The 21,404-nt window shown below is 69.8% G+C and carries 16 protein-coding genes, 1 tRNA gene and 4 pseudogenes; 12 read left to right on the forward strand and 9 right to left on the reverse strand.

Translation table 11 applies throughout. From position 1 onward, the window contains the following. Positions 1 to 26: 26 nt before the first annotated feature. Complete coding sequence (locus tag HK415_RS07740) at positions 27 to 443, forward strand: YbaN family protein (protein WP_171557883.1); 417 nt, start codon at positions 27 to 29, stop codon at positions 441 to 443. Here the strand turns inward: HK415_RS07740 and ligA are convergent, their stop codons facing one another. The 3 genes and pseudogenes from ligA to smc all read right to left on the reverse strand — a co-directional run bounded on the left by ligA (position 444) and on the right by smc (position 7,034). Continuing rightward, on the reverse strand, positions 444 to 2,492 hold the full coding sequence (gene ligA, locus HK415_RS07745; protein WP_171557886.1) for an NAD-dependent DNA ligase LigA: 2,049 nt from the start codon (positions 2,490 to 2,492) through the stop codon (positions 444 to 446). Then, positions 2,489 to 3,520 carry a cell division protein ZipA C-terminal FtsZ-binding domain-containing protein gene (locus HK415_RS07750; RefSeq protein WP_171557888.1) on the reverse strand — a complete coding sequence of 344 codons (1,032 nt, stop codon included), beginning with the start codon at positions 3,518 to 3,520 and terminating at the stop codon, positions 2,489 to 2,491. The genes ligA and HK415_RS07750 overlap by 4 nt, the downstream gene beginning before the upstream one ends. Then, positions 3,517 to 7,034, reverse strand: a pseudogene (gene smc, locus HK415_RS07755) (chromosome segregation protein SMC). Before smc ends, HK415_RS07750 begins: the two are co-directional and overlap by 4 nt. 257 nt (positions 7,035 to 7,291) lie before the next feature. Between smc and HK415_RS07760 the strand changes: the two are divergent. Next, positions 7,292 to 8,065 carry an MHYT domain-containing protein gene (locus HK415_RS07760; RefSeq protein WP_171557890.1) on the forward strand — a complete coding sequence of 258 codons (774 nt, stop codon included), beginning with the start codon at positions 7,292 to 7,294 and terminating at the stop codon, positions 8,063 to 8,065. A gap of 27 nt (positions 8,066 to 8,092) precedes the next feature. On the opposite strand, the gene HK415_RS07765 is transcribed toward HK415_RS07760, so the two are convergent. After that, the gene (locus tag HK415_RS07765; RefSeq protein ID WP_171557892.1) at positions 8,093 to 9,124 is read right to left on the reverse strand and encodes an alkane 1-monooxygenase; all 1,032 of its coding nucleotides are present in this window, start codon (positions 9,122 to 9,124) and stop codon (positions 8,093 to 8,095) included. 58 nt (positions 9,125 to 9,182) lie between these two features. Here HK415_RS07765 and dapC point away from each other — a divergent pair, with 58 nt between their 5' ends. The 10 genes and pseudogenes from dapC (at position 9,183) to HK415_RS07810 (ending at position 17,782) form a co-directional block, all read left to right on the forward strand. Next, positions 9,183 to 10,391 (forward strand): succinyldiaminopimelate transaminase, encoded by a 1,209-nt coding sequence (gene dapC, locus HK415_RS07770; RefSeq protein WP_171557894.1) that lies wholly within the window; start codon positions 9,183 to 9,185, stop codon positions 10,389 to 10,391. After that, on the forward strand, positions 10,388 to 11,212 hold the full coding sequence (gene dapD / locus HK415_RS07775) for a 2,3,4,5-tetrahydropyridine-2,6-dicarboxylate N-succinyltransferase (RefSeq protein WP_171557897.1): 825 nt from the start codon (positions 10,388 to 10,390) through the stop codon (positions 11,210 to 11,212). The genes dapC and dapD overlap by 4 nt, the downstream gene beginning before the upstream one ends. Positions 11,213 to 11,243: 31 nt before the next feature. Continuing rightward, complete coding sequence (locus tag HK415_RS07780) at positions 11,244 to 12,401, forward strand: PilT/PilU family type 4a pilus ATPase (RefSeq protein WP_171563239.1); 1,158 nt, start codon at positions 11,244 to 11,246, stop codon at positions 12,399 to 12,401. Positions 12,402 to 12,598: 197 nt separating this feature from the next. After that, a pseudogene (gene dapE / locus HK415_RS24720) lies at positions 12,599 to 13,745 on the forward strand (succinyl-diaminopimelate desuccinylase). Beyond that, on the forward strand, positions 13,742 to 14,617 hold the full coding sequence (gene prmB, locus HK415_RS24725) for a 50S ribosomal protein L3 N(5)-glutamine methyltransferase (protein ID WP_309246618.1): 876 nt from the start codon (positions 13,742 to 13,744) through the stop codon (positions 14,615 to 14,617). Before dapE ends, prmB begins: the two are co-directional and overlap by 4 nt. After that, positions 14,614 to 16,595 (forward strand): annotated as a pseudogene (locus HK415_RS07795) (ABC-F family ATP-binding cassette domain-containing protein). Before prmB ends, HK415_RS07795 begins: the two are co-directional and overlap by 4 nt. A gap of 4 nt (positions 16,596 to 16,599) precedes the next feature. Further along, positions 16,600 to 16,767: a hypothetical protein gene (locus HK415_RS26230; RefSeq protein ID WP_309246619.1), complete on the forward strand. Its 168-nt coding sequence runs from the start codon at positions 16,600 to 16,602 to the stop codon at positions 16,765 to 16,767. A 73-nt stretch (positions 16,768 to 16,840) separates the two neighbouring features. After that, complete coding sequence (locus tag HK415_RS26235) at positions 16,841 to 17,122, forward strand: hypothetical protein (RefSeq protein WP_309246620.1); 282 nt, start codon at positions 16,841 to 16,843, stop codon at positions 17,120 to 17,122. An 80-nt stretch (positions 17,123 to 17,202) separates the two neighbouring features. After that, positions 17,203 to 17,505, forward strand: a complete 303-nt coding sequence (locus tag HK415_RS07805) for a SemiSWEET transporter (RefSeq protein WP_171557899.1) — start codon at positions 17,203 to 17,205, stop codon at positions 17,503 to 17,505. Next, positions 17,483 to 17,782 (forward strand): sulfurtransferase TusA family protein, encoded by a 300-nt coding sequence (locus HK415_RS07810; RefSeq protein ID WP_171557901.1) that lies wholly within the window; start codon positions 17,483 to 17,485, stop codon positions 17,780 to 17,782. The genes HK415_RS07805 and HK415_RS07810 overlap by 23 nt, the downstream gene beginning before the upstream one ends. A 52-nt stretch (positions 17,783 to 17,834) precedes the next feature. Here the strand turns inward: HK415_RS07810 and HK415_RS07815 are convergent. The 5 genes and pseudogenes from HK415_RS07815 to tolB all read right to left on the reverse strand — a co-directional run bounded on the left by HK415_RS07815 (position 17,835) and on the right by tolB (position 21,367). After that, positions 17,835 to 17,910 (reverse strand) — tRNA-Lys (locus tag HK415_RS07815). Between the two features lie 40 nt (positions 17,911 to 17,950). After that, positions 17,951 to 18,739, reverse strand: coding sequence for a tRNA threonylcarbamoyladenosine dehydratase (locus HK415_RS07820; protein ID WP_171557903.1), 789 nt, complete (start codon positions 18,737 to 18,739; stop codon positions 17,951 to 17,953). Between the two features lie 22 nt (positions 18,740 to 18,761). Next, a complete protein-coding gene (gene ybgF, locus HK415_RS07825; protein ID WP_171557905.1) occupies positions 18,762 to 19,535 on the reverse strand; it encodes a tol-pal system protein YbgF in 774 nt (257 codons plus the stop codon). After that, entirely contained in the window at positions 19,532 to 20,065 is a 534-nt protein-coding gene (gene pal, locus HK415_RS07830) for a peptidoglycan-associated lipoprotein Pal (protein ID WP_171557907.1), read from the reverse strand. Before pal ends, ybgF begins: the two co-directional genes overlap by 4 nt. 20 nt (positions 20,066 to 20,085) lie before the next feature. Further along, positions 20,086 to 21,367: pseudogene (gene tolB, locus HK415_RS07835) on the reverse strand (Tol-Pal system beta propeller repeat protein TolB). Positions 21,368 to 21,404 lie beyond the last annotated feature (37 nt).

Below are 21,404 nucleotides of genomic sequence, written 5' to 3' on the forward strand. Positions count from 1 at the left end.
GGTATGTTTGAATCATGGCTACGCCAATGACCGCCAATCCCCGCTCCCTCACCGCCCCCGCCCGGTGGCTGCTGCAGGCCCTGGCCGGCCTGTGCCTGCTGCTGGGCCTGGTCGGAGTGTTCGTGCCCGTGATGCCCACGGTGCCCTTCCTCATCGTGGCCGCCTGGGCGGCCTCGCGCAGCTCGCCGCGGCTGCACCAGTGGCTGATGGAGCACCCGCGCTTCGGGCGCCAGCTGCGGCAATGGAACGAGCACGGGATCGTGCCGCGCCGGGCCAAGTGGTTCACCACCGTGATGATGGCGATCAGCGCCGTGTCGATGCTGGTGGTGGCACCGCGCGCCTGGGTGCCTTTCGTGCTCGCGGGGGTCGCCGTGATGGCGCTGGTGCTCTGGTGGCTGTGGCGGCGGCCGGAGCGCGAGCCGCCCGAGGCCACCGGCGCCTGATCAGCCGGCCAGCAACTGGCGCAGGCCGTCTTCGTCCAGCACGGCCACCCCCAGCTCCCGCGCCTTGTCCAGCTTGCTGCCCGCTTCGGCGCCGGCCACGACGTAGTCGGTCTTCTTGCTCACCGAGCCGGCGACCTTGGCACCGGCGGCTTCCAGCAGTTCCTTGGCCTCGTCGCGGCTCAGCGTCGGCAGCGTTCCCGTGAGGACCACGGTCTTGCCCGAAAGCGGCTTGGGCGCCTGCACCGCCGGCTCGCCCTCCTCCTCCCAATGCACGCCGCAGGCGCGCAGCTGCTCGATCACTTCGCGGTTGTGCGGCTGCTGGAAGAAGGCATGGACGCTTTCGGCGACGATGGGCCCGACGTCGGGCACCTGCAGCAGCTGCTCCACGCCCGCGTCCATGACGCCATCGAGCTTGCCGAAATGCCGCGCCAGGTCGCGCGCCGTGGACTCGCCGACGTGGCGGATGCCCAGGCCGTAGAGGAAGCGCGGCAGGGTCGTGGCCTTGGACTTCTCCAGCGCGGCCAGCACGTTCTGGGCCGACTTGTCGCCCATGCGGTCCAGCGCGACCAGGTTGGCCAGGCCCAGGCGGTAGAGGTCGGGCAGCGTGCGGATCACGCCGGCATCCACCATCTGGTCCACCAGCTTCTCGCCCAGGCCTTCGATGTCCAGCGCCCGCCGTTGCGCGAAATGCAGGATCGCGTGCTTGCGCTGGGCGCTGCAGAACAGGCCGCCGGTGCAGCGGTGGTCCGCTTCGCCTTCCTCGCGCACCGCCGCCGAGCCGCACACCGGGCAGGTGGCGGGCATGACGAAGGCCTTGGCGCCCGGCGCGCGGCGGGCCGGCACCACGGCGACCACTTCGGGAATCACGTCGCCGGCGCGGCGCACGATCACCGTGTCGCCAACCCGCACGTCCTTGCGGTGGACCTCGTCCTCGTTGTGCAGCGTGGCGTTGGTCACGGTCACGCCGCCGACGAACACCGGCTGCAGGCGCGCCACCGGCGTCAGCTTGCCGGTGCGGCCCACGTAGACGTCGATGGACTCCACCGTCGTCATCTGCTCCTGCGCCGGGAACTTGTGCGCCACCGCCCAGCGCGGCTCGCGCGTGACGAAGCCCAGCTTCTTCTGCAGCGCCAGGCTGTTGACCTTGTAGACGACGCCGTCGATGTCGAAGGGCAGGCCGTCGCGCTCGCGGCCCACCGCCTGGTGGTAGGCCACCAGTTCCTCGGCGCCCTGCGCGAGCACGGTCCGCTCGGACACCGGGAAGCTCCAGCCTTTCAGGGCCTGGAGCACCTCATGGTGGGTCTCGAAGGCAGGGCCGCCCTCGATCTCGCCCCAGCCGTAGGCGTAGAAGCTCAGGGGACGCTGGCGCGCGATCGCCGGGTCGAGCTGGCGCACCGCGCCCGCCGCCGCATTGCGCGGGTTGACGAAGGTCTTCTCGTTCTTCGCGCCGCGCGCGATCTTCTCGCGCTGCTGTTCGTTCAGGCGCTCGAAGTCGTCGCGCCGCATGTAGACCTCGCCGCGCACCTCCAGCACCGGCGGCGCGCCGCGCAGCCGCAGCGGCACCTGGCCGACGGTGCGGATGTTCTGCGTCACGTCCTCGCCGATCTCGCCGTCGCCCCGCGTGGCCGCCTGCACCAGCACGCCCTGCTCGTAGCGCAGGCTGATCGCCAGGCCGTCGAACTTGAGTTCGGCGACGTATTCGATCGGCGGATCGCCTTCCTTCAGCCCGAGCTCACGGCGCACGCGGCCGTCGAAGTTGCGCGCACCGGTCGCCTCGATGTCGGTCTCGGTGCGGATCGACAGCATGGGCACCTTGTGGCGCACCTTGGCGAAGCCTTCCAGCGTCTTGCCGCCCACGCGCTGGGTGGGCGAGCCGGGCGTCAGCAGCGCGGGGTACTTCTCCTCCAGCGCCTGCAGCTCGCGGAACAGCTTGTCGTATTCGGCGTCCGGGATCTCCGGCGCATCGAGCACGTAGTACTGGTGGGCGTGGTGGTGCAGCAGCTCGCGCAAGGCGTCCGCGCGCTCCTGGTCCCGGGCCGGGATGCTCATGAAAAGAGGCGGCGCGCCTGGGGCGAGCCGGCGGACAGGTCCCGGGCGTCCAGCGTGTCGTACAGGCTTTCCAGGTCCGCGCCGATCGCGTCCAGCGCCTCGGCGGGAATGACGCGGCCGTCGTCGTCGGTGATCAGGCCGTCCATGGATGCGGCCAGCGCGATCGCTGCGTCACGCATGCGCACGAAGGGCTGCTCGCTGCGCGGCACGTGCGGCACGTCCAGGCTGAGCGTCACCTCGCGGATGGCCGAGTGCGAGGGGTCTTCCGAGAGCGCCGCCTGCGTGGAGAAGGCCAGTCCCAGGATCGGAGGCCCTCCCGGCATGTGCGCGGGGAGCACGAGACGGCCGGGGATCGCACCCGGCACGAAGCCCAGGCGGGCGGCGTTCTGCTGCACGTAGCCGGGACTCCAGGCAGCATTGCGGGCGCGCAGCGTGAAGCCCAGCTGCGCATCGTGCGTGCTGGCGAACTGGTCCAGCTCGCGCGCGCGCGCCACCTCGTCGCGCATCTCGGGGAACTCCGGCGAGCCGTTGATGGCGTCGGCGAAGGCCTGCGTCTTCATCACGAACTCGGAGTACTCGATCTCGTTGAGCGCGCCGCTGCGGTTGGCCAGCTGCACGCCGGCCTGGAAGCCGTTGTAGCGCTGGCCGACGCGCGGCGTCTCCCACTCCTGCGTGGCATCGTTGTGGCCTTCGATGGCGAAGGGCTTGCTGCCCGCGCGGCGCGTGGGCGGCAGGGCGGCGAGCGCCGCCTCGCCAGACACCGGGACGTCCACCGCGATGCGCGCCAGCACGTCGATCAGGCCGTCCAGGCCGGGCTTGCGCTCCGGCGGCGGCGGCATCGGCGACAGCGGCTCGGCGTCGAACACCGGCTCGGTGCGTTCCTGCACGAGATCCCCCGCGGGCGCCATCGCGACCGGCAGTTCGGCCTGCCGCGGGGTGTTGCGCCGGGTCGTCCATGCGTTCCAGGCCACCAGGGCCGCCAGCACCAGCCCGCCCAGGATCGCCAGGCCGACGGTGAATCCGCTCATTCCGTCTCCGCCATCGATACGGCCGACTCCATGTCCACCGCCACGATGCGCGAGACGCCCTGCTCCTGCATGGTCACGCCGATCAGCTGTTCCGCCATCTCCATCGCGATCTTGTTGTGCGAGATGAAGAGGAACTGCGTTTCCTTGCTCATGCTGCTCACCAGCTTGGCATAGCGTTCGGTGTTGGCGTCGTCCAGCGGCGCGTCCACCTCGTCCAGCAGGCAGAAAGGCGCGGGATTGAGCTGGAAGATCGCGAACACCAGGGCGATGGCGGTCAGGGCCTTCTCGCCGCCGGACAGCAGGTGGATGGTCTGGTTCTTCTTGCCGGGCGGCTGCGCCATCACCTGCACGCCGGAGTCGAGGATCTCTTCGCCCGTCATCACCAGCCTGGCGTTGCCGCCGCCGAACAGCTCGGGGAACATGCGGCCGAAGTGCTCGTTGACCGTCTGGAAGGTGCTGCCCAGGAGGTCGCGCGTCTCGGCATCGATCTTCTTGATCGCATCCTCCAGCGTCGTCATCGCCTCGACCAGGTCCTTGGACTGCGCGTCCAGGAACTGCTTGCGCTCGCGCGCCGTGCTCAGTTCCTCCAGCGCCGCCAGGTTGACCGCGCCCAGCGCCGCGATCTCGCGGTGCAGGCGGTCGATCTCCGACTGCATGCCGGTCAGGCGCACGTTGTGGTCGGCGATCGACTTCGCCACGGCTTCGAGGTCGGCCTGCGCGTCGGTCAGCAGCTGCGTGTACTGCTCCAGGCCCAGGCGGGCGGCCTGTTCCTTCAGCTGCAGGTCGGTGATGCGCTGGCGCAGCGGATCCAGCTCGCGTTCCAGCTGCAGGCGGCGTTCGTCGCTCGCGCGCAGCTTGGAAGTCAGGTCGTCGTATTCGCTGCGCTTGGCGCCCAGCACCTGCTCGCGCTCGGACTTCAGCTGCAGCGCGCTCTGCAGGCCGGCCTGGGCGGCGGCATCGGTCAGGCGGGTGAGCTCGCTGTGCGCGCGCTCCTCCTCCGTGCCGATCGATGCGGCCTGCTGCGTGGCCGTCTCGATCGCGCGCTGCAGTTCGCCGCGCCGCGCGTCCAGCGCCCGCTGCGCGAACTGCGCTTCCTGCGCCTGGCGTTCCAGGCTGCGGTGCTGCTCGCGCGCCTCGGCCAGCTTGCGTTCGGATTCGATCACGCGCTCGTCCAGCTGGGCATGCCGCTCCTGGCTGTCGGCCAGCTGCATGTCCAGCTCCTCGAAGCGTCCCTCGGCGGCCACGCGCTTTTCCTGCAGTTCCTCCAGCAGCGCGTCGACTTCGGCCAGGTCGCCGGCGATCTGCTCGCTGCGGGCCCGGGTCTGTTCGGCCAGCTGCGTCAGGCGCAGCGTCTCCACCTGGAGTTCGTGCGCGCGGCCCTGGGTTTCGGCGGCTTCGCGGCGGGCGGTGGTCAGGCGCTGCGAGGCGTCCGTGTACGCCGCTTCCGCGCGCACCAGGCCAGCGCGCGATTCCTCGCTGATCAGCGCCTGCGCGCGCGCAGCTGCTTCTCGAGGTTCTCGATCTCCTGCTGGCGCGCCAGCAGGCCGGCCTGCTCGGAGTCCTGCGCATAGAAGCTGACGCTGTGCGCCGTGACCGAATGGCCCGAGCGCACGTAGATCGCTTCGCCGGCCTGCAGCTTGTCGCGCGCGGCCAGTGCGTCTTCCAGCGAGGCCGCCGTGTAGCAGCCATGCAGCCAGTCGGACAGCAGCGCCTTCTGGCCCGCGTCGTTCAGGCGCAGCAGGTCGGCCAGGCGCGGCAGCGCGGCCTGCGCTTCGGGCGCGCCGGCGGTCGGTGCGTGATAGAAGGCCAGCTTCGCCGGCGGCGCGTCGCTGGCGAAGGCGCGCACCATGTCCAGGCGCGAGACCTCCAGCGAGTTCATGCGCTCGCGCAGCGCCGCTTCCAGCGCGTTCTCCCAGCCCTGCTCGACGTGGATCCGCGTCCACAGGCCCTGCAGCCCGCCCAGGCCGTGCTTGGCCAGCCAGGGCTGCAGCTTGCCGTCGGTGCGGACCTTTTCCTGCAGCGCCTTGAGCGCTTCCATGCGCGCCGACAGGTCGGCCTGCCGCGCGCCCTGCGTGTTCACGTCCTGCTGCTTGCCGCGCCGGTCCTCGTCCAGCTGCGGCACCTGCTCCTGCAGTTCGTGCAGGCGCGCGTCGGCCGTCTCGGCGGCTTCCTGCGCGGTCGCGAGCTGCTGCTTCAGGTTCGTGAGGCGCGCCTCGTCGGGCGCGGCCAGCGCGTTGCGGTCGGCCACCAGGCGCTCGCGCCGCTGGTTCAGCTGCCGCGACTGGTCCTCGATGTTGCGCTGGTCGGCGGCCAGCACCTGGATCTGCTGCTGCACCTGGGCGACCGCGCCGCGCTGCTCGGAGGAGCGCGATTGCGCCTGGCGCAGCGCTTCCTCCAGGTCGGGCAGTTGCAGGCCCTGCTCCTCGACCTGCGCGGCCAGCAGCGTCGCCTTCTCCTCGGCTTCCATCGTCTGGGCGGCCAGGTTCTCGGTCTCGGCCTGCGCTTCTTCCTTGCGCGTGGCCCACTGCGTGGCCTGTTCCTTCAGCTGCACCAGCCGCTGCTCGACGCGCTGGCGGCCTTCCACCACGAAGCGGATCTCGGCTTCCAGCCGGCCGACTTCGGCGCTGGCCTCGTACAGCTGGCCCTGCGACTGGTTCACCTGGTCGCCGGCGGCATAGTGCGCCTGGCGGATGGTCTCCAGCTCGCTTTCGATGCGGCGCAGGTCGGCCACGCGGCCTTCCAGGTCGTTCACCGCCTTGTCGGCATCGGCCTTGATGCGCCCCTGGTCCACCTCGGCCTCGGCGCGCTTGAGGAACCACAGCTGGTGCTGCTTGAGCGTGACGTCCGCCTGCAGACCGTTGTAGCGCGCGGCGACTTCCGCCTGCTTTTCCAGCTTCTCCAGGTTGTTGTTCAACTCGCGCAGGATGTCCTCGACGCGCGTGAGGTTCTCGCGCGTGTCGTGCAGCCGGTTCTCGGTCTCGCGCCGGCGCTCCTTGTACTTGGAGACGCCCGCGGCCTCTTCCAGGAACAGGCGCAGTTCCTCGGGCTTGGACTCGATGATCCGGCTGATCGTGCCCTGGCCGATGATGGCGTAGGCGCGCGGGCCCAGGCCCGTGCCCAGGAACACGTCCTGCACGTCGCGCCGTCGCACCGGCTGGTTGTTGATGTAGTAGCTGGAGGTGCCGTCGCGCGTCAGCACGCGCTTGACGGCGATCTCCGCGAACTGCGCCCACTGCCCGCCGGCCCGGTGGTCGGCGTTGTCGAAGATCAGTTCGACGGAGGACCGCGACGCCGGCTTGCGCGTGTTGGTGCCGTTGAAGATGACGTCCTGCATGGACTCGCCGCGCAGCTCGCTGGCCTTGGACTCGCCCAGCACCCAGCGCACCGCGTCCATGATGTTGGACTTGCCGCAGCCGTTGGGGCCGACCACCCCCACGAGTTGGCCGGGCAGCATGAAGTTCGTGGGTTCGGCGAACGACTTGAACCCGGAAAGCTTGATCGATGTGAGACGCACTGCCCCTCGCCCCTCTGGCTCGAATGATGACGCCGGCGGACCCTGCGCGACAGCCGTCGCCCAGCGCTCCCGTGCCGGCGTGGATTGCGGGAAATCATAACCGTTGGGCATGACGCGCCTTTCGGCCACCCTCTGGCGCCCTCTGTCGCTCGCCCTGTTACATACGCCCATCCCCTAGAGGCCTTTAAGTATTCTTACCTAAGGGACCCGATACGAGGCCCACGGGAGGAAGTCGTTGGCCATCCAGGAGGGGACTCATGGAATCACCTGTCGCATCCAGCTACCAGCTGGGCTATGTCGTCGTTTCGTATCTGATTGCCGTGCTCGGAAGCATGGTGGCGCTGAGCTCGGCCACCCGCATCCGCCAGCGTGACGGCAGCATCCACATCGGCAACACCATCGCGGGCGGCATCGCGCTCGGCGGAATCGGCGTCTGGTCGATGCACTTCATCGGCATGATGGCCTTGCGCCTGGACGTTGCCAGCAGTTACTCCATGGTGGAGACCGGCATCTCCCTGGTGGCCGCCATCGTCGCGGTGTCCCTGGCCCTCGGCTTCGTCGCCAAGGCCCCCGAGCGCCTCGGCCGCCTCGCCTTCGCCGGCTTCCTGCTCGGCATGGGCGTGGTCGTCATGCACTACCTGGGCATGTACGGCATGAAGATCAACGGCTACATCAAGTGGGACTACACGATCATCGGCATCTCCGCCGTGATCGCCGTCGTCGCCGCCACGGCCGCACTCTGGCTGGCCTTCAACACCGTCGGCATGGTCCTGCGCACGGCGGCCGCCGCCGTGATGGGCATCGCGGTCTGCGCGATGCACTACACCGGCATGCAGGCGGCGGAATTCATCTGCACCACCCCGGACCGGGGCGTCGCCCCGCGCGGCTTCGGCTACCTGCACCTGACCGACCTGCCCAACGTGGTGGCGTTCGGCGCCATGACCTTCGCCGCCCTGATCGTGGTCTACCTCGTGTACCAGGAGACCAGCGACGACGTCGAGGACATGCCGCGCGCCCTCAAGGCCCGCTGACGCGAACGGCCCCCGCGTGGCGAGCCGCTAGGCCCGGGCGGCCGCCATCCGGGGGTGCATCAGCGCGAACCACAGCGGCGGGACCGCGGCCAGCAGGATGCAGCCGGCATAGCCGGTGGGCAGTTGCGGCGCCTGGGGCATCGCCTGCAGTTGTGGGAAGGGCTTCCAGGCGTGCATGTGGTGGTCCGAATGCCGCTGCAGGTTGGCCAGCAGGCTGTTGGACAGCACGTGGTCGGCATTCCAGGCGTGCGCCGGGCCGAAGGGCTCGGGCCGGCCGTCCGCCCCGGTGCGCCGCTGCAGCCCGTAGTGCTCGATGTAGTTCACGGTCTCCAGCAGCCACACCGCGAAGGCCGACTGCAGCAGCCAGAAGGCCAGCAGCTTCCACTGCGCGAGCGCGCAGAGCGCGAGCACGAAGGCCAGGTTCAGCGCCGTGCACCACAGCAGGGGACTCGCCAGCCTGGACCGGCGTGAGCGCGCCAGCCGTGCCGCTTCCAGCTGCCACGCACCCCGCAGGCTGCCGGCGAGCGTGCGGGGCAGGAAGCGCCACAGGCTCTCCCCCGCCCGTGCCGAGGCCGGGTCGTCCCAGGTGGCCGCGCGCACGTGGTGCCCGCGGTAGTGCTCGACCATGAACTGCGGATAGTTGACGCAGGACATCAGGACCCAGGCCAGGGCGCGGTCGGCCCGGCTCCGGCCGTGGCCCAGCTCGTGCGCGAAGGTGATCCCCTGGGCGCCGGTGACGAAGCCGACGGCGAAGGCCACGCCCAGCACCACCGGCCAGTCCGCATCCACCACGGCGCGCATCCCGGCGGCGAGCAGCAGGAGTTCCACCAGGACGAAGGCGCGCAGCAGCCAGGGCAAGGGGGACGTCGCCTCCAGCGGTGCCGGCGAACGCCGCAGGGCGGGCCACAGCGCCTCGGCCAGCGCGATGCTCCACCAGATCGCCAGCGCGCCCACGGCCGCCGTGTGCGGGCGCAGCGCCACCGCCTCGAGCGTCAGCACGGGCAAGAGCAGCCCGAGCAGGAAGCGCAGGTCGCTCGCGCGCAGGGAACGCGGGTCCATGGGCCATTGAACTCCCGGCCGGCGCGGGGCGTCAATGCACCCCGGGGATAATCCGGGGATGAATCCCCTGCTGTCCCGGCTGCAGCCCTACCCCTTCGAGCGCCTGCGGCAACTGTTCGCGGACGTCACGCCCAACCCCTCCCACCGCGCCATCAGCCTGGGCATCGGCGAGCCCAAGCATCCCACGCCGGCCTTCATCAAGCAGGCGCTGGCGGCGGCGCTGGAGGTGCCCGGCAGCGACCTCTCCGGCTACCCGCCCACCGCGGGCACCGCGCAGCTGCGCGAGGCCTGCACCGCCTGGCTGCAGCGCCGCTACGGGCTGGCGCTCGATGCAGCCACGCAGGTGCTGCCGGTCAACGGCTCGCGCGAGGCGCTGTTCGCGTTCGCGCAGACCGTGGTCGACCCCGACCGGCCGGCCGTGGTGGTCTGTCCCAATCCCTTCTACCAGATCTACGAGGGCGCGGCCCTGCTCGCGGGCGCCGAGCCCTACTACGCGCCCAGCGACCCGGCGCGCAATTTCGCGGTGGACTGGGACAGCGTGCCGGAAGCGACCTGGGCGAAGACCCAGCTGCTGTACGTCTGCTCGCCGGGCAATCCCACGGGCGCGGTGATGCCGCTGGAAGAGTGGAAGAAGCTGTTCGCGCTGCAGGACAGGCACGGCTTCGTGATCGCCTCGGACGAGTGCTACAGCGAGATCTACTTCCGCGAGGAGCCGCCCCTGGGCGGCCTGGAAGCGGCCGCGAAGCTCGGTCGCGGCGACTTCCGCGGCCTGGTGGCCTTCACCAGCCTGTCCAAGCGCAGCAACGTGCCGGGCATGCGCAGCGGCTTCGTCGCGGGCGACGCCCGGCTGCTCAAGCAGTTTCTGCTCTATCGCACCTACCACGGCAGCGCGATGAGCCCGATCGTGCAGGCCGCCAGCGTGGCCGCCTGGAAGGACGAGGCGCACGTGGTCGACAACCGCGACCTGTATCGGCGCAAGTTCGCCGAGGTCACGCCGCTGCTGGAGAAGGTGCTGGACGTGCGGCTGCCGGACGCGGGTTTCTACCTCTGGGCCGGCGTGCGTGGAAGCGACACCGCATTCGCCCGCGACCTGCTGGCTCAATACAATGTGACGGTGCTGCCGGGCAGTTACCTGGCCCGCGAAGCCGCGGGCGGCAATCCCGGCGCCGGCCGCATCCGGATGGCGCTCGTGGCGGACACCGCCGAGTGCCTCGAAGCTGCCCGGCGCATCGTGCAGTTCGTACAAGACCAGCAAAGCAATCCATGACCCAGCAGCTCCAGAAGATCATCGACACCGCGTGGGAAGACCGCGCCAGCCTCTCGCCCTCCGCCGCACCGAAGGAAGTGCGCGACGCCGTGGAACACGTGCTGGCGGAACTCGACGCCGGCAAGCTGCGCGTGGCCACCCGCCAGGGCGTGGGCCAGTGGACCGTGCACCAGTGGATCAAGAAGGCGGTGCTGCTGTCCTTCCGCCTGAACGACAACGCGGTCATGCAGGCCGGCGCGCTGACCTTCTACGACAAGGTCCCCACCAAGTTCTCGCACCTGTCCTCGCAGGAACTGGCGGCCACCGGCGTGCGCGTGGTGCCGCCGGCCGTCGCGCGCCGCGGCAGCTTCGTCGCCAAGGGCGCCATCCTGATGCCCAGCTACGTGAACATCGGCGCCTACGTCGACCAGGGCACGATGGTGGACACCTGGGCGACCGTCGGCTCCTGCGCGCAGATCGGCAAGAACGTGCACCTGTCGGGCGGCGTGGGCATCGGCGGCGTGCTGGAGCCGCTGCAGGCCAACCCGACCATCATCGAGGACAACTGCTTCGTCGGCGCCCGCTCCGAAGTGGTGGAAGGCGTGATCGTCGAGGAGAACTCGGTGATCTCCATGGGCGTGTTCATCAGCCAGAGCACCAAGATCTACAACCGCATGACCGGCGAGATCAGCTACGGGCGCGTGCCCGCGGGCTCGGTGGTGGTCAGCGGTTCGCTGCCGGCCAAGGACGGCAGCCACAGCCTGTACTGCGCGGTGATCGTCAAGCAGGTCACGGCGGCCACCCGCGAGAAGACCAGCATCAACGAGCTGCTGCGGGATTGATTCGGGACTCGAGGGAGAAGTAGCTATGGCTATGGGGACGATGGAGCGGATCCTGCGCCTGATGGCGGACAAGAAGGCGTCGGACGTCTATCTGTCGGCCAACGCGCCGGCGATGATCAAGATCAACGGCCAGACGCTGCCGATCAACAACCAGCTGCTGCCCTCGGACGCCACGCGCGCCCTGCTGGCCGAGGTGCTGCCGGCCCACCGCATGGAGGAACTGGACGCCACCGGCGAGCTGAACATGGCCTACGCCGTGGAGGGCGCGGGCAACTTCCGCTTCTCCGCCATGCGCCAGCGCGGCAGCATCGCGGCGGTGATCCGCTACATCGCCAGCGACATCCCGGCGCTGTCCACGCTGCAGGTGCCCATGATCCTGGGCGACCTGATCATGGAAAAGCGCGGCCTGCTGCTGATGGTGGGCGCCACCGGCGCCGGCAAGAGCACGACGCTGGCCGCCATGATGGACCAGCGCAACGAGACGATGACCGGCCACATCCTCACCATCGAGGACCCGGTCGAATTCATCTTCCGCAACAAGAAGAGCGTGGTGAACCAGCGCGAGGTGGGCAGCGACACGCAGTCGCTGCAGACCGCGCTGAAGAACGCGCTGCGGCAGGCGCCCGACGTGATCCTGATCGGCGAAATCCGCGACCGCGAGACCATGTCCGCGGCCATCGCGTATGCCCAGTCGGGCCACCTGTGCCTGGCGACCATGCACGCGAACAACAGCTACCAGGCGCTCAACCGCGTGCTGTCATTCTACCCGGTGGAAGTGCGGCCGACGATGCTGGGCGACCTGGCCGCCGCGCTCAAGGCCGTGGTGTCGCAGCGCCTGCTGCGCACGGTTTCCGGCAGCCGCGCACCGGCGGTGGAGGTGATGCTCAACACCAAGCTGGTGTCCGAGCTGATCGAGAAGGGCGACTTCTCGGGCGTGAAGGAAGCCATGGAGAAATCCATGGCCGAGGGCTCGCAGACCTTCGAGCAGGACATCGCCCGCCTCATCATCGACGGCATCGTCGACAAGAAGGAAGGCCTGGCCTACGCCGACTCGCCGACCAACCTGCAGTGGCGCCTGCAGAACAGCCAGCACGACGCGCAGCGCGCCCTGGCCAACGAGGGCGATACCGACATCGACCTGGACGACGAGCCCTCCTTCACCGAAATCACGCTCGACGTGAAACACTAAATTGGTTCACTCTGAAAAGTCGCAAGCGACTTTTCAGAGTGGCCTGATCAGTGTGAAGAGGCCCGGCAAAGCCGGATCCTCTTCACAGGAGGGAGCGCGCTGCATGTTATTCCGCGCGCTCCACGTGCCGCTGCGCGGAGAACTGCACCCGTAGGCTGGTGGTGAGCGCAGCGAACCCCAGCGTAGACTATCGTCCAATGTCCAAGACGCTCCACCTGGCTGAGCAACTGATTGCCCAGCGTTCCGTCACGCCCGAGGACGGGCACTGCCAGACCTTCATCGCCCAGCGCCTGCAGGCCCAGGGCTTCAGCTGCGAGACCATCGCCAGCGGGCCGACGGACTTCCGCGTCACCAACCTGTGGGCCAAGCGGCCCGGCACCGGCCAGCGCACGCTGGTCTTCGCCGGCCACACCGACGTCGTGCCCACCGGGCCGCTGGAACAGTGGACCAGCGATCCCTTCGTGCCCAGCCACCGCGGCGGCAACCTGTATGGCCGCGGCGCGGCCGACATGAAGACCTCGATCGCGGCCTTCACGGTGGCGGTGGAGGAGTTCCTCGCCGCGCGGCCGCAGCCGAAGATCGGCATCGCCTTCCTCCTGACCAGCGACGAGGAAGGCCCCAGCGTGGACGGCACGGTGGTGGTCTGCGAGAAAGCTGCGCGAGCGCGGCGAGAAGCTGGACTTCTGCATCGTGGGCGAACCGACCTCGGTGGAACGCCTGGGCGACATGATCAAGAACGGCCGGCGCGGCAGCCTCACCGGCAAGCTGACGGTCAAGGGCATCCAGGCGCACATCGCCTACCCGCAGCTCGGCAAGAACCCGATCCACATGGTGCTGCCGGCGCTGCACGAGCTGGCCACCACCGAGTGGGACCGCGGCAACGACTTCTTCCCGCCCACCAGCTTCCAGGTGAGCAACATCCATGGCGGCACCGGCGCGGGCAACATCATCCCGAACCGGGTGGTGGTCGATTTCAACTTCCGCTTCGCCAGCGTCAGCACCGCCGAGGCGCTGCAGCAGCGCGTGCACGCCATCCTGGACAGTCACCAGCTCGATTACGAGATGGCCTGGACCGTGGGCGGCCAGCCCTTCCTCACCACTCCCGGCGAACTGGTGGGCGCGGTGCAGGCGGCGATCCGCGACGTCACCGGCCTGGAGACCGAACTCTCCACCACCGGCGGCACCAGCGACGGCCGCTTCATCTCCAGGATCTGCCCGCAGGTGATCGAGTTCGGCCCCATCAACGCCACGATCCACAAGATCGACGAGCACGTGCGCGTGGCCGACATCGACCCGCTCAAGGACATCTACCGGCGCGTGCTGGAGCACCTGGACGCGTCGTGAAGCTCCTTGCGCTGGTGGAACAGCTGGCCGGCGAGCTCGAGGCGGCCGGGGTCGGCTATGGCCACGGCACGACCAACGCCTTCGACGAAGCGGCCTGGCTGGTGCTGTGGAAGCTGGGCCTGCCGCTCGATGAACTCGACGACCATGCCGACCTCGAACTCGCCGCGCCGCAGCAGCAGGCCGTGCGCGAGCTGGTGCACGAGCGCATCACCTCGCGCAAGCCGGCGGCCTACCTGACGCGCGAAGCCTGGCTGCAGGGCGTGCCCTTCTACGTGGACGAGCGCGCCATCGTGCCGCGCAGCTTCATCGCCGAACTGCTCGCCGACGGCGGCATCGACCCCTGGCTCTCCGAGCGCACGCGCAATGTGCTGGACCTGTGCACCGGCAACGGCAGCCTCGCGGTGCTGGCGGCGATGGCGTATCCGGAGGTGGAAGTGGACGGGGCCGACATCTCGGCCGAGGCGCTGGACGTCGCGCGGATCAACGTGGAAAAGCACGGCCTGCAGGATCGCGTCCGCCTGCTGCAGTCGGACGGACTGTCCGCCCTGCCCGGCCCCTACGACCTCATCCTGTGCAACCCGCCGTACGTGAATGCCCGTTCGATGGCGCGGCTGCCGGCCGAATACCGGGCCGAACCCGAACTGGCGCTGGCCGGCGGCAGCGACGGCATGGACTTCATCCGCGCGCTGCTGCGCGACGCGCCCGCACGGATGGCGAATGAGGGCGTGCTGGTGCTGGAGATCGGCAACGAGCGCGAACACTTCGAGGCGGCCTTCCCGCGGCTGGAAGCGGTGTGGCTGGAGACCAGCGGGGGCGAGGACCAGGTGCTGCTGCTCACGCGCGACGCACTGCGGCGACAATCCCCCTCGTGATCCAGCTCCGCAACGTGACCCTGCGCCGAGGCGCCAAGGTCCTCCTCGACGGCGTTTCCGTCACCCTCAACCCCGGCGAAAAGGTCGGCCTCGTCGGCCGCAACGGCGCCGGCAAGTCGACGCTGTTCGCGCTCCTCAACGGCAGCCTGCACGAGGACGCCGGCGATTTCTTCCTGCCCGCGCAGTGGCGCCTGGCGCAGGTCGCGCAGGACATGCCCGACACCGACGAGCCCGCCACCGCCTTCGTGCTGGATGGCGACACGCGGCTGCTCGCCCTGCGCGGCGAACTGGCGCAGGCCGAAGCCAGCGGCGACGGCATCGCCATCGCCCACGCGCACTCCGACCTGGCCGATGCCGGTGCCCACGACGCCGTGCCGCGCGCGCAGTCGCTGATCCTCGGCCTGGGCTTCCGGCCCGAGGAACTGGACCGCCCCGTCAACAGCTTCTCCGGCGGCTGGCGCATGCGCCTGCAGCTGGCCCGCGCGCTGATGTGCCCGTCCGACCTGCTGCTGCTGGACGAGCCCACCAACCACCTGGACCTGGACGCCCTGGTCTGGCTGGAAGGCTGGCTGCAGCGCTACGCGGGCACGCTGGTGGTCATCAGCCACGACCGCGAATTCCTCGACGCCGTGACCAACGTGACGCTGCACATCGACGCCCAGAAGCTCACGCGCTACGGCGGCAACTACAGCGCCTTCGAGCTGCTGCGGGCGCAGCAGCTGGAGCAGCAGCAGTCCGCCTTCGCGCGCCAGCAGGACAAGATCGCCCACCTGCAGAAGTTCATCGACCGCTTCAAGGCCAAGGCCACCAAGGCCAAGCAGGCGCAGAGCCGGGTGAAGGCCCTGGAACGCATGGAGAAGATCGCGCCGGTGCTGGCCGATGCGGAATTCAGCTTCGAGTTCAAGGAGCCGCAGAACCTGCCGAACCCGATGCTGGCGATCAGCGATGCGGCCTTCGGCTACGCGCCCCCACCCCAACCCTCCCCGGAGGGGGAGGGAGCGAAGCCAAGGTCATCCTGCGCAACGTCAACCGCTCCGTGCTCGCCGGCCAGCGCATCGGCATCCTGGGCGCCAACGGCCAGGGCAAGTCGACGCTGGTCAAGACGATCGCCCGGACCATGCCGCCGCTGGCCGGGCGCATCACCGAAGGCAAGGGCCTCGCGATCGGCTACTTCGCGCAGCAGGAGCTGGACGTGCTGCGGCCGCAGGACACGCCCCTGGAGCACATGGTGCGGCTGGCGCGCGAGTTCGCCGCCGCCACCGGCCAGTCCGACCGCGAGCAGGACCTGCGCAACTACCTGGGCCAGTTCCTCTTTTCCGGCGACATGGTGCAGCAGGCCGTCGGCTCCATGAGCGGCGGCGAGAAGGCGCGCCTGGTGCTGGCGATGATCGTCTGGCAGCGCCCCAACCTGCTGCTGCTGGACGAGCCGACCAACCACCTGGACCTGGCCACCCGCGAAGCCCTCTCGGTCGCCCTCAACGAGTTCGAGGGCACGGTCATGCTGGTGAGCCACGACCGTGCGCTGCTGCGTTCGGTGTGCGACGAGTTCTGGCTGGTGGGCCGCGGCGGCATCGCCGATTTCGACGGCGACCTCGACGACTACCAGCGCTACCTGCTGGAGGAAGCGCGCCGGCTGCGCGAACAGCTCACGGCGGGGGCAGCGTCGGCAAACCCGTCCCCCGGCGAACCGCGGGTCACGCCACAGGAGCAGCGCAAGCAGCAGGCCCTGCAGCGCCAGCAGCTGGCCACCCGCCTGAAGCCCCTGAAGAAGGAGCTGGAACAGGCCGAGCGCCGCATCGCCGCGCTGGAGACGGAGAAGTCGCAGCTGGAACAGCGCCTGTCCAGCATGCTGCCGCCTGCGGAAATCGCCGAGGCGGGCCGGCGGCTGAAGGGTGTCACCGAGGAACTCGCGGCGCTGGAAGAGCGCTGGCTGGAGCTCTCCGGGCAGATCGAGGCCGCCGAGGCGGTCAGCGGCTGAGCGCATGGCCACCGCGCTGCAACTGGCCGATGGCGACCCCGCGCTGGTCGCCGCCATCCAGCGGGCGCGCAGGCTGCTGAACCGGCGCGCGCTGGCCGGTGCGGCCGCGGGGGCGTGGTGCCGGTGCCCGGCCTCGACTGGCTGGTGGATGCCGCGCTGCTGTCCAGGCTGATCCCCGCGATCAGTGCCGAATTCGGCCTGACCCCGAGCAGCTGGAGCGGCTGCCCAAGCGCAAGCGCGAGCAGGTGGAGAAGGCCACGGCCGTGGTGGGCTCGCTGGTGATCGGCAAGTTCATCACCCGCGAGCTGGTGATCAGGACCGCCGCCGCCGTCGGCAAGCGCCTCACCGTCAAGCGCGCCGCGAAGTTCGTGCCCTTCGCGGGCCAGGCGCTGTCCGCACTGATCGGCTACACCGCCATCCGCTACCTCGGCGAAGAGCACATCCGCGACTGCGTGCAGGTCTGCCGCGAAGCCCACCTGAAGCTGCCCTCGCCGGTGCGGCAGCTGCGCGCATCAGTGCGCGGCTGACAGGCAGATGCAGGCGGCGCCTATCGGCGCTGCCCGGCCGGGGCGCTCCAATGGGTGCTGGACGACAAACGAGCACCTCCATGCAAGCCTCCGACATCCTCGGCTACCTCGCCGGAACGCTGACCACCGCCGCCCTCGTGCCGCAGGTGTGGCGCACCTTCCGCACCAAGGACGTGAGCGGCATCTCCCTGCGCATGTACACCATCTTCACCATCGGCATCGCCGTGTGGCTGGCCTACGGCTTCCTGCTGAAGGAAATGCCCATGCTGGTGGCCAACAGCGTGAGCCTGGTGCTGGCCTGCACGGTCCTGGCCATGAAGCTCAGGTACGGCAGGCAGCGGCTCGGCTATCCTGTGGGCCATGGCCGGACCCAGCAGCGGTGAAAAGGACGTCCTGACCGACGCGTCAGGCCCGGCGGCGTTCACGGACGGCGAGCTGCAGGAGCTCGACGCCCGCGGCATCAGCTCGCCGCTGCAGGTGCTGCGCGCGCACCGCGCGCTGCGGGGCATGCGGGCCGGCCAGGTGCTCAGGGTGGTCACCAGCTCGGAGCAGACGCTGGCGGAGTTCCAGGCGCTCTCCAAGTACGTGGTCGGCTACGAACTGGTTTCGCAGGAGCAGTTCGGCGACGAGTTCATCCACGTCTTGCGCAAGAAGCGCTGAAGGCAAAGGAAAAGGGCCTGCCACCCTCGCGAGCGGCAGGCCCTTCAAGCCTTGGTAGGACGTACAAGATTCGAACTTGTGACCAACGGATTAAAAGTCCGCTGCTCTACCAACTGAGCTAACGTCCCAACCGGTTTGCCCCTGCTTTCGCAGCAGCAAAGCCCGCGATTATATCGTGGTTTGGACGGCTTTCCGGGACGCGATGCGATCGAGCACCCAGCCGGCCGCGCACTGGCCGAAGGTGGCCGTGACGCTGACCACCGATCCGTAGCCGTGGCAGTTCAGGGAGCCGTCGCCCTCGATGGCGCAGGAGGGGTCCGGCGGCGCGACCGCTTCCCGGCTGAAGATGCAGGCGATGCCGATGCGCTTGCCCTCCTTCGGCGCGCCGTGGAACTTGCGCAGCCGGTAGCGCAGTTGCGCCAGCAGCGGGTCGTGCGTGGTGTGCGCGAGGTCGTCGATGTCGACCTGGTGGGCCAGCCGCTTGCCGCCGGCGGCGCCGCAGGCAATGAACAGCGCCTTGCGCTCGCGCGCCCAGACCGCCATCGCCGTCTTGGCCTTGAGCTGGTCGCAGGCGTCGATCACGGCGTCCACGCCCGCCGGCAGCAGCATCGGCCAGTTGTCCGGCTCGACGAACTCCTCCACGGCGTGCACCGTGCAGCGGGGATGGATCTGCGCGATGCGCTCGCGCATCGCCAGCACCTTGGCCTGCCCGATCGTGCTTTCCAGCGCGTGGACCTGGCGGTTGATGTTGGATTCGGCGACGTGGTCCAGGTCGATCAGCGTGAGCGCGCCGACGCCGCTGCGCGCCAGCGCCTCCGCGGCCCAGGAGCCGACCCCGCCGATGCCGACGACGGCGACGTGCGCGCCGCGGATCGCCGCGGCGCCGGCCATGCCGTACAGGCGTTCCAGCCCGCCGAAGCGCCGCTGCAGGTCGGCGGCCTCGTCCAGGTGCGTCATGCGCGGCGCACGGCGGGGGCGATCAGCGCAGGCGCGCCAGCCGCTCGCGCGCGGCGCTGGCCGCTTCCGACTGCGGGTAGGCCTTCACCAGGTCGTCCAGCGTGCGGCGCGCGCTGGCGTTGTCCTTCAGCTCGATCTGGCAGTTGGCGATGGACAGCACGGCCTCGGGCGCGCGCGGATGGTCCGGCGCCTGCTGCAGCAGCGCGCGGAAGTTCGCGATGGCGCCGCGGTAGTCGCGGTTGGCGTACTGCGCATTGCCCAGCCAGAACAGCGCCGTCGGCCGGTAGCCGCTGGTGGGGTGCTTGCGCAGGAACTCGGCGAAGGCGCCTTGCGCCGCCACGAAATCGCCCTTGCGGAAGGCGGCCAGCGCCGCCTCGAAGTCGCGCTGCTCCGCCGGATCGACGCTGAACTCGCGGCCGTCCACGTTCACCTGCACCGGCTCGAACTTGCGCAGGCGTTCTTCCACGCCCTGGGCGATGTCGCGCTGGCGCTTCTGCACGTCGGCGACGTCGCGCGCGAGCTGTTCGTCGGTGCCGCGCAGGCGCGCGAGCTCCGCGCGCAGCGCTTCGATCTGGTTCTGCAGCTCCAGCAGGCTGCGCCGCAGGCCCGCGTTCTCCTCGTTGGAGCGGCGCAGTTCCTCGGTGAGGCCCTGGCGTTGCTGCTCCACGCGCTGTCGCAGCTCCAGGATGGCGCGGCGCGCCTCGTCGTCCTCGAACAGGGCCGCCTGCGCGGAGCCAGCGAAGAGCGAGGCGGCGGCCAGCGCCGCGGCGAGCGCGGAACGTTTGATGCTTTTCATCGGTAGGCGATCTCCGCGCGGCGGTTGCGCGACCAGGCGGATTCGTCGCCGCCGGCCGTGGCGGGCTTCTCCTCGCCGAAGCTCACCGCCTCGACCTGCGCATCGCGCACGCCCAGCAGTTCGAGCGCGCGGCGCACGGCTTCCGAGCGGCGCTGGCCGAGCGCGAGGTTGTACTCGCGGCCGCCGCGTTCGTCGGTGTGGCCCTCGACCACGATGTGCCGCGTGCCGTTGGCCTTCAGGAAGCGCGCGTGCGCCTCCAGCAGGGACTGGAACTCGGGCTTGATCACGTAGCTGTCGTAGTCGAAGTACACGACGCGGGCGACGTTGGTGGGGCCGGCCTGGGTGCCGGTGGCGCGGTCGGCCTGCACCTGCTGCACCTGGCTCTGTCCCCCGGGGCCGCCCGGGCCGCTGCCCGGCGTGCCGGACTGGCCGGTGCGGTCTTCCACCGGGACGTCGTCGAGCTTCACGCCGCTGGCGCAACCCGCCAGCGCGGCAGCGAATGCGACAGCCAGAAACAGACGATGCTTCATTCTTCGGATCTCCAGAAAATTCATCTTTGAAATGGGCCCCAGTCGGGCTCGCGGATGTCGCCGCCCCTGCCGGGCAGGCGTGCCTTGATCTTGCCGTCGAGGGTGGTGGTCATCAGTGCCTCTGCGCCCCCTGGCGGGTCGCGTAGATGATGAGGCGCCCGTTCGGCGCAAAGCTCGGGCTCTCGTCGGCCGTGGTGTCGGTGACCGACTGGACATTGCCCGTGGCGAACTCCATCACCTGCAGCTTGAAGGCACCGCTGATGCGGGAAATGTAGGCCAGCCACTTCCCATCGGGACTGAGCGCCGGCGAAATGTTGTAAGTCCCTGTAAAGGTGACGCGCTGCGGCTCGCCACCGGTGGAGGCCATGCGGTAGATCTGCGGCGCGCCGCCCCGGTCGCTGACGAAGTAGATGCTGCGGCCATCGGACGAGTACAGGGGCTCGGTGTCGATGCTGCCCGATTGCGTGAGGCGGCGCGGCTCGCCGCCGGTGGACGCGATCGTGTAGAGCTGCGAGCCGCCGTCGCGCGTGAGCGTGACGGCCAGCGTGCGGCCGTCCGGTGCCCACGCCGGCGCGCTGTTGGAGCCGCGGAAGTTGGCGATCAGCCGGCGGCCGCCCGTGGCCACGTCGTGCACGTACACGACCGGCTTGCGCGATTCGAAGGACACGTAGGCCAGTTGGCGGCCGTTGGCCGACCACGCCGGCGAGATGATCGGCTCGGCACTGGCCAGCGCGGACTGCGCGTTCTCGCCGTCCGAATCGGCCACCCACAGGTTGAAGCGGGTGCCGGCCTTGGTCACGTAGGCGATGCGCGTGGAGAACACGCCTTTCTCGCCGGTGAGCTTCTCGTAGATCATGTCGGCGATGCGGTGGGCGGCCAGCCGCAGGTCGGCCGCCACCACCACGAAGCCGTCGGCCGCCAGGCTCTGCCCGCGCACCACATCCCACAGCCGGAAGCGGACGTCGAAGCGGCCGTCGGCCAGGCGCGTGACGCTGCCCACCGCGAGCGAATCGGCGGTCTTCTGGCGCCAGGGGCTCAGGTCGGGCCGGCTGGTCTCGTCCAGCGCGCCGGCTCCCGCGGGATCGATGCCGCGGAACTGGCCGCTGCGTTCCAGGTCGGCCTGCACGATAGAGGCGATCTTCTGCGGCGCCTCCCTTCGCCGCGGAACGGCACCACGGCGATCGGCAGCTGCGTCAGGCCGACGCCGGTGACTTCGACGCGGAATTGCGCCAGCGCGGATGCGAAGGGCGCGAGGGCCAGTCCCGCGGCGCAGGCGCGGCGGGCAAGCGATATTTTGGTCATGGGCAGCAGCCTATCTCCTTTCGACGGTCGGGCGAAC

The organism is Ramlibacter montanisoli, from assembly GCF_013087525.1.
GTDB lineage: Bacteria > Pseudomonadota > Gammaproteobacteria > Burkholderiales > Burkholderiaceae_C > Ramlibacter > Ramlibacter montanisoli.